General features: G+C 38.0%; 8 protein-coding genes. 5 read left to right on the top strand and 3 right to left on the bottom strand.

What is annotated here, in order from left to right; translation table 11 throughout:
• Both KBF89_08585 and KBF89_08580 read right to left on the bottom strand, forming a co-directional pair.
• Window positions 1-840, bottom strand: an 840-nt coding sequence (locus KBF89_08585; GenBank protein ID MBP9116378.1) for an elongation factor Tu, incomplete at its 3' end; no start/stop codon positions are given.
• A 140-nt stretch (window positions 841-980) separates the two neighbouring features.
• Complete coding sequence (locus KBF89_08580) at window positions 981-1535, bottom strand: hypothetical protein (protein ID MBP9116377.1); 555 nt, start codon at window positions 1533-1535, stop codon at window positions 981-983.
• Window positions 1536-1808: 273 nt separating this feature from the next.
• Here KBF89_08580 and KBF89_08575 point away from each other — a divergent pair, with 273 nt between their 5' ends.
• The 5 genes from KBF89_08575 (at window position 1809) to KBF89_08555 (ending at window position 5235) form a co-directional block, all read left to right on the top strand.
• Window positions 1809-2093, top strand: a complete 285-nt coding sequence (locus tag KBF89_08575) for a hypothetical protein (protein MBP9116376.1) — start codon at window positions 1809-1811, stop codon at window positions 2091-2093.
• 36 nt (window positions 2094-2129) lie between these two features.
• Entirely contained in the window at window positions 2130-2393 is a 264-nt protein-coding gene (locus tag KBF89_08570) for a hypothetical protein (protein MBP9116375.1), read from the top strand.
• Window positions 2394-2498: 105 nt separating this feature from the next.
• On the top strand, window positions 2499-2792 hold the full coding sequence (locus KBF89_08565; protein MBP9116374.1) for a hypothetical protein: 294 nt from the start codon (window positions 2499-2501) through the stop codon (window positions 2790-2792).
• Entirely contained in the window at window positions 2792-4210 is a 1419-nt protein-coding gene (locus tag KBF89_08560) for a hypothetical protein (GenBank protein MBP9116373.1), read from the top strand. The genes KBF89_08565 and KBF89_08560 overlap by 1 nt, the downstream gene beginning before the upstream one ends.
• Window positions 4211-4431: 221 nt before the next feature.
• Window positions 4432-5235, top strand: a complete 804-nt coding sequence (locus KBF89_08555) for a hypothetical protein (protein ID MBP9116372.1) — start codon at window positions 4432-4434, stop codon at window positions 5233-5235.
• A 21-nt stretch (window positions 5236-5256) separates the two neighbouring features.
• Here KBF89_08555 and fusA read toward each other — a convergent pair.
• Window positions 5257-6590: elongation factor G (gene fusA / locus KBF89_08550; GenBank protein MBP9116371.1), on the bottom strand; the 1334-nt coding region annotated here is incomplete at its 5' end.

The raw sequence follows: 6590 nt of genomic DNA, 5'->3' as shown, positions 1-6590 counted from the left end.
TAGACAACCAACGTTTTCTCCAGCGCGACCTTCATCAAGAAGTTTACGGAACATTTCAACACCAGTAACAACTGATTTTGTTGTGTCATTCAAACCAACAATTTCGATTTCTTCGTTAACTTTAATAACACCACGCTCGATACGACCGGTAACAACTGTTCCACGACCAGTAATTGAGAATACATCCTCAATAGGCATTAGGAAAGGAAGTGTAATATCACGTGCTGGTTCTGGAATGAAATCATCAACAGCGACCATTAGCTCAACAATTTTATCTTGCCAATCTTTGTCACCTTCAAGAGCTTTAAGCGCAGAAACACGAACGATAGGAGTATCGTCGCCAGGGAATTCATATTCGTTAAGAAGTTCACGGATTTCCATTTCAACAAGTTCAAGAAGTTCTTCGTCTTCAACCATGTCTGATTTGTTAAGTGCAACAACAATAGATGGAACACCAACTTGGCGAGCCAAAAGAATGTGCTCACGAGTTTGAGTCATAGGACCATCAGTTGCAGCAACTACAAGAATCGCTCCGTCCATTTGTGCAGCACCAGTGATCATGTTTTTAACATAGTCAGCGTGACCAGGACAGTCAACGTGTGCATAGTGACGTTTTTCAGTTTCGTACTCAACGTGTGAAACGTTAATTGTAATACCGCGTTCACGTTCTTCAGGAGCTTTATCAATGTTTGCAAAATCAACAGCTGAATTTTTTCCACCGAATCTATCTTGCAACGTTAAAGTAATAGCAGCGGTAAGTGTTGTCTTACCATGGTCCACGTGACCAATAGTTCCAATGTTTACGTGCGGCTTGGTGCGCTCGAATTTTTCTTTAGCCATGAGGCAACCTTTCGTTAGATCTTCTAGGGAGAGACATCTTATTATTATTCTTTTGTCTTTCGGACAAGAAATACTATACTATCAGAATAGGAAAATAAAAGTTGTGCTCTAAACAAATCTATTTATTTGCAATAAATTAATCATATCGGATTTTGATCATCAAACAATTTAATCAATAATTTTAACCAAATCTTTGGTTTAAGACGCAAACCTTTTTTCCCAATATTCTCTTCAGTGATATCTTCGGTTTTTAAAGTCACTAATTCATAAGTACCTTTATTTGGATTAAAGAACTCCTTCCCTGTTCTTTCTTCCCAGCTATAGGAACCAACTTCCACATAAAAGAGAATTTCTTGGTCATGCTCTTTCACTTTAGATATAGACAGAATTGGCCCAATTTTTATTAGTTGACATGCCAATTCCTCTTTTAATTCTCTCAATAAAGCTCTCTGGAGTATTTCAGGCAAGTGCTTACGATCAAATTTATCTTTTATCACAGGTCGATCCGAGTTTTTAACCCTACCGCCGGGAAAAGCCATATAGTGGCGTATCTTTCCTGGTCTCGTACGTTTTATAAATAAATATTGATCTTCACATTTTATTAATGCTCTAACTTTTATACGAGAAATAGGAACTTTTACTGTCAATAGATCACGATTGTATTCTTGTAAAATTTCGTTATTTAAATTGACCATTCATAAAAATTATCACACTTAAGCATTTTCTTATGCATTATTCTCTTGGTTTCAAATGTAATGTTGATTTTATACATTACATTATAAATTCAAAAAGTACTATAAATAGCAGTTTAATCATACATTTTTACGTTTATCGCGCATTAAACGAAATTAATTCATAATTTTCTATTGCAATTTAAGCATTTGTATTTTAATATACTGAAGTAGGACATAAGGTTTAAATAACCCAGTCCCTAAAAAAGACAAACCATATGTCGAAAGGACAAAACAATGAGACCTAACTTAAAACAGGACCGCGCAAGAGCAGATGCAGATGCGCGAAAAACTTCGGAAGGTTCAGCGCAGCTAACCCAAATAGACAATGGAATGAACTCAATGGTGGCTGGTTTCAGAGGTCGATCTGATGGTAAATTTGCAGATAGTATTTTCAGATTTAACGCTGAAAAAGCAATTGCAATCGCACACTTATCTAGAGCTTTCGATGATTTTGCACTTGGCGAAGGTAAATTTGCTCATCTTATTGAACTATACGATGAAGAAACGCAAATTAAATAAATTGAATTATCAAAAGATTTCGAAAGGAAATATAAAATGCCAGTACAATTAGAATATGCAGACGGTGGAACAATCACAGATCAAAAAAACAATGTCGTAAATTATGTAAACCAATTAATTGATCAAGTTATAAGTGCCCGTGTTGGAAACGATATGATCGGTGTGAGACGTGATGCAACTATTGAAGTCCTAAGAGGGCAATTTAGACCTAACATCGAAGAAATATCAGGTATATTAGATAGGTTTGCAAATGGCGTAGTAGCTGGAATGGGTGTCTTCCAAGCGGCAGATAAACTTTAAATCAAAAATATCCCAACAAATTTAAAGACCAGTCGCACTATATACCTGGCCTTGCAAAAACTATATAAAAATGTTTTATTAAACGCGCCCAAGATTAGGATGAAGATGGATCTCAACGCATTACGAAGTGAATTGCAAGGTTATATTGACGAACGCTTCAACAACAAAGTGAAAACTTATGCCACTGTTCAACCATTATTCGGACCCATAGTAAATTCGATTCAACGAAGTAGCAGCATTTTTGAAGGAGACACCTTGCAAGGTGACTCTATCTCAAATGCATTAAATGGAGCTGAAGCAGTGAGAACAGAAATTACTTCAACAGCTAAAGATTCATTGTTAACACCTAGTCTTGGATTTATAAACTCAGCAAAATCTTTAGCAGAGGGTGGTGCATAATGTCAGAATTTAAAGTTGATACCGCTGCAGTTAACAGTCAAACAGCTACCTATAATGAACATTTGGTCTTATTTGAAGCTGAACGCAATCACTCTAAAGCCAGCGTCGCTACTATAGGGACTTCAATAACCAGTCTCATTGCGAGCCATCAAAGTTCACTTGGGAAAGTAAACAGTTTCAAAGCTAAACTTACAGGACTTCTAGCTACTGCCAAGACTGAGTTAGCAACACTTAAAGCATCTCTTAAAACAGCTGAAGCGAACTTAGCACAAGCCAAAAAGACCCAAACGGCAGCAAACATAGATGCGACCACCTTTAGTGCTTCTGGACCACCAGACCCAGGTATAAGAAAGCTTGCTAATGCATCAGTGGCACTTACAACAACAAAAAAGGCTGGTTTAGAATCAGACGTTACAGAAAAACAAGCAGACATAGACGGCTTGACTGACTTAATAGCAAAAGCAGACGTCGAAACATCATCGACAACAGCTCAACTTGCTCGTGCTTTACAAATTTTACAACAAGTCAATTCATACAACAGTTTAGATATGGTTCAATTGAATGTACATTTCAGGGGACTAAACTTAGTTAGCAAGGTGAAACAATTTACATCAGACGTTGAAGCGAATGATGCAAATGCTGAAGCAACTCTAAATTCTGGTCTACCTGATAAAAATTGGTTTAGCACGTCAGAAGCAAAACAATTAAAGACATTCTTTACTGATAAAAGTGCAGGCACCGTTGCATTGCTCAAAAAAGCAAAGGCTGAAGGGAATATGCTTAGCGAAGCGATATATGCTAAAGCCAACCCTGGAATGCCTACCGTTGATCAAATATCTGGTGGTTCGGCTCAATCACAGGGCTCTCCAAAAACTGTAATACCAGGGCCAGCACCAATAACAGGCGAAATTCCCACTACGAAACCACCAGGCAAGAATGTATCTTCGACTCGATCAAAGGGTTCTAGCACAAAAAGAGTCGCTCCTCCTGGTTCTATGGGGGTTGGCGCTGACGGGTATGTGTACCCATCCTTGGTCGGTGATGGTTCTTATACTGTAAGTACATTCGGGCGTATTGGTGACAATTCGGCCAATGCCGGAGGTGGACTGCTACAAGTTGGTTCCGGAACGGCACGAGCATTTTGGACTGGCCTAGGGTCACCTTTCAAACAAATTGCTACAGGTGCTATTGGGTTAGACGCACACCAAATGGGTAGAGGGGCAGCCCAACTTCAGAACTTCCCTCAAGGAGCAGCCACTGTACTTGACGGCGCATTAGACACAGGAGCCTATACGGTACGATCATTTGTAGGTGCAGTAGAACTTGTGCCAGCAGCAGGCGGTGATGGCATTAGAGCGATTTCCCATCAACTGACTTCTAGTGCACATGCACTACATGAAAAACTACCAGGTATCTAAAACTTAGCACCATAAAATCTGTTATAAGTGGTGTTTAAATATTAGCTTTCTAATTATATTTGTATTTGATCAAATTTTATTGGTTATAGTTTTGTATATAATGCGTTGTGATTTCTAAAAGCAAAGACATCATCAATACAGTTGCAAACAGAAAAGCTCAACCTGCACAATTAGCTTTAACACACTTTGACTTAATGTACCATATGTCGTAAAATAGCTTTATGCCCATTCGCCCAAAGCGCAGACCGAACAGACCCGCTATAAGTGATCGTGACTTAGTTAAATCTGGTGATTATAAGGCTTTATTTAACAAAAAAAGAAAAAGCGGATACCTAGATTCATCAATTATTGAAGATATCATTTTTGCAGGTAAAGGTAACCTTTTAGCTAAAAATATTTCTAGATTTAATCCAAAAACTTACACCCGAATCGCCAACCTAATGTTAAAAGGTGATGAAGCAGAAATACTTGCATTAATTAAAAATCTTAAAAAATTTGAGGGTTTAAATCATAATGTTGTAGTTGCAAGTTTAATAGAGAATGGTAATATTCCGATATTATTAGATAATTTTAGGAAATTTGATAAATTGTCATTTTTAGAGAAAATTAAATTTATAGACGAATTGGTTAGAAGAGGCAACTCAGAAAATATAGATTTATACAGTTCAAAAATACCTGAAACTCAACATAGTGAAATAAAATTTGGTGCAAATCAAAATGGGAAATCAAGAACAGGTCATGTAACGCATCGATCTATACTTGAATCAGATGCAAACGATAGCCCGATATTAGTTGTGGATACGACTCTAATAGTGACTCCTATGCAATTTCACTTCACAAGCCAAAGACCGGAAGAAATTATCGAAGCTATACGGAAAGAATTAGAAATTATAACTAGCAGACCAAAAAGTGAAAGATCTAAACTGTTTCATGAGTTGGATGGCGAACTTCGCCATGACCCAACCTCATTACTAGAAGGCACACTTAAAGTCGAAACTCCCCGCGTGCCACCACCAGCTAGATAGATCTACAAAGTTTAGTAAAAACTATTCGCCTCTAACCTTTGCAACAATTTCTTCAGCAATAGCATTTGGAACTTGTTCGTAGTTAGCAAATTCCATAGAGTAACTTGCACGACCTTGAGTTTTTGAACGCAATTCGTTTACATAACCGAACATATTTGCAAGCGGAACTTTCGAAGTAATAACTTGGGCATTACCACGTTGAACCATACCCTCAACTTGACCACGACGTGAGTTAATATCACCAATAACATCACCCATGTAATCTTCAGGAGTAACAACTTCAACTTTCATCATAGGTTCTAGCAATACAGGCTTTGCTTTACGCGCTGCCTCTTTATAACCCATAAGTCCAGCAATACGAAAAGCCATTTCAGAAGAGTCAACATCATGATATGAACCATAAGTAAGAGTAACTTTCACGTCGACTACAGGATAGCCAGCAAGAACACCTGTTTCCATAGCGTCAATACAACCCTTTTCTACAGCAGGTATATATTCACGAGGAATAACACCACCAGTAATCTTATTTACAAATTCGAAACCGGCACCCTTTTCATTTGGCTCAACGCTCATAACAACATCAGCATATTGTCCAGAACCACCAGATTGTTTAACGTGCTTGTATTGATGTTTCTCAACTTTGCCTGTAATAGTTTCGCGATAAGCAACTTGTGGCTTACCAACATTAGCTTCAACACCAAATTCACGGAACATACGATCAACAAGAACCTCGAGGTGAAGCTCACCCATACCAGCAATAATAGTTTGGCCGGTTTCTTCATCAGTATGAACACGGAAAGTTGGATCTTCTTCAGAAAGTGAACCAAGAGCTTTAGCAAGCTTGTCTTGGTCTTGTTTGGTTTTTGGCTCAATCGCAACAGAAATAACAGGCTCTGGGAAAATCATCTTCTCAAGAATGATTGGATTATTCTTGTCACAAAGTGTGTCACCAGTAGTAGTGTTTTTAAAACCAAGACCAGCAACAATATCACCAGCATAGGCAATATCGATATCTTCACGATCACTAGCGTGCATACGAAGTAGACGACCAATACGTTCTTTTTTATCGCGCGATGAATTATAAAGTTCTTGACCTTTTTCTAGCTTTCCAGAATAGATTCTAAAGAAAGTAAGTTTTCCGTAAGGGTCAGCAACAATCTTAAATGCAAGAGCAGAGAAAGGTTCGTCGTCATTTGCGTGACGTTCGTCATGTGTTTCTTCGTCCATTTTTAAACCATCAATAGCAGGTATATCTAATGGGCTAGGAAGGTAATCAACAACTGCATTAAGCATAGGTTGAACACCTTTATTCTTAAATGCAGAACCTGTAAGAATTGGAACGAATTCGTTAGCAA

The sequence above is a fragment of the Acidimicrobiia bacterium genome, from assembly GCA_018057765.1.
In the GTDB taxonomy this organism is placed as follows: domain Bacteria; phylum Actinomycetota; class Acidimicrobiia; order IMCC26256; family JAGPDB01; genus JAGPDB01.
This window is presented reverse-complemented; position numbering and strand designations above follow the sequence as displayed.

What these genes read in the sequence shown, in the direction of transcription:
- KBF89_08580 (MBP9116377.1), bottom strand. Translation starts at nt 1,535, where the DNA reads ATGGTCAATTTAAATAACGAAATTTTACAAGAATACAATCGTGATCTA.
- KBF89_08575 (MBP9116376.1), top strand. Translation starts at nt 1,809, where the DNA reads ATGAGACCTAACTTAAAACAGGACCGCGCAAGAGCAGATGCAGATGCG.
- KBF89_08570 (MBP9116375.1), top strand. Translation starts at nt 2,130, where the DNA reads ATGCCAGTACAATTAGAATATGCAGACGGTGGAACAATCACAGATCAA.
- KBF89_08565 (MBP9116374.1), top strand. Translation starts at nt 2,499, where the DNA reads ATGGATCTCAACGCATTACGAAGTGAATTGCAAGGTTATATTGACGAA.
- KBF89_08560 (MBP9116373.1), top strand. Translation starts at nt 2,792, where the DNA reads ATGTCAGAATTTAAAGTTGATACCGCTGCAGTTAACAGTCAAACAGCT.
- KBF89_08555 (MBP9116372.1), top strand. Translation starts at nt 4,432, where the DNA reads ATGCCCATTCGCCCAAAGCGCAGACCGAACAGACCCGCTATAAGTGAT.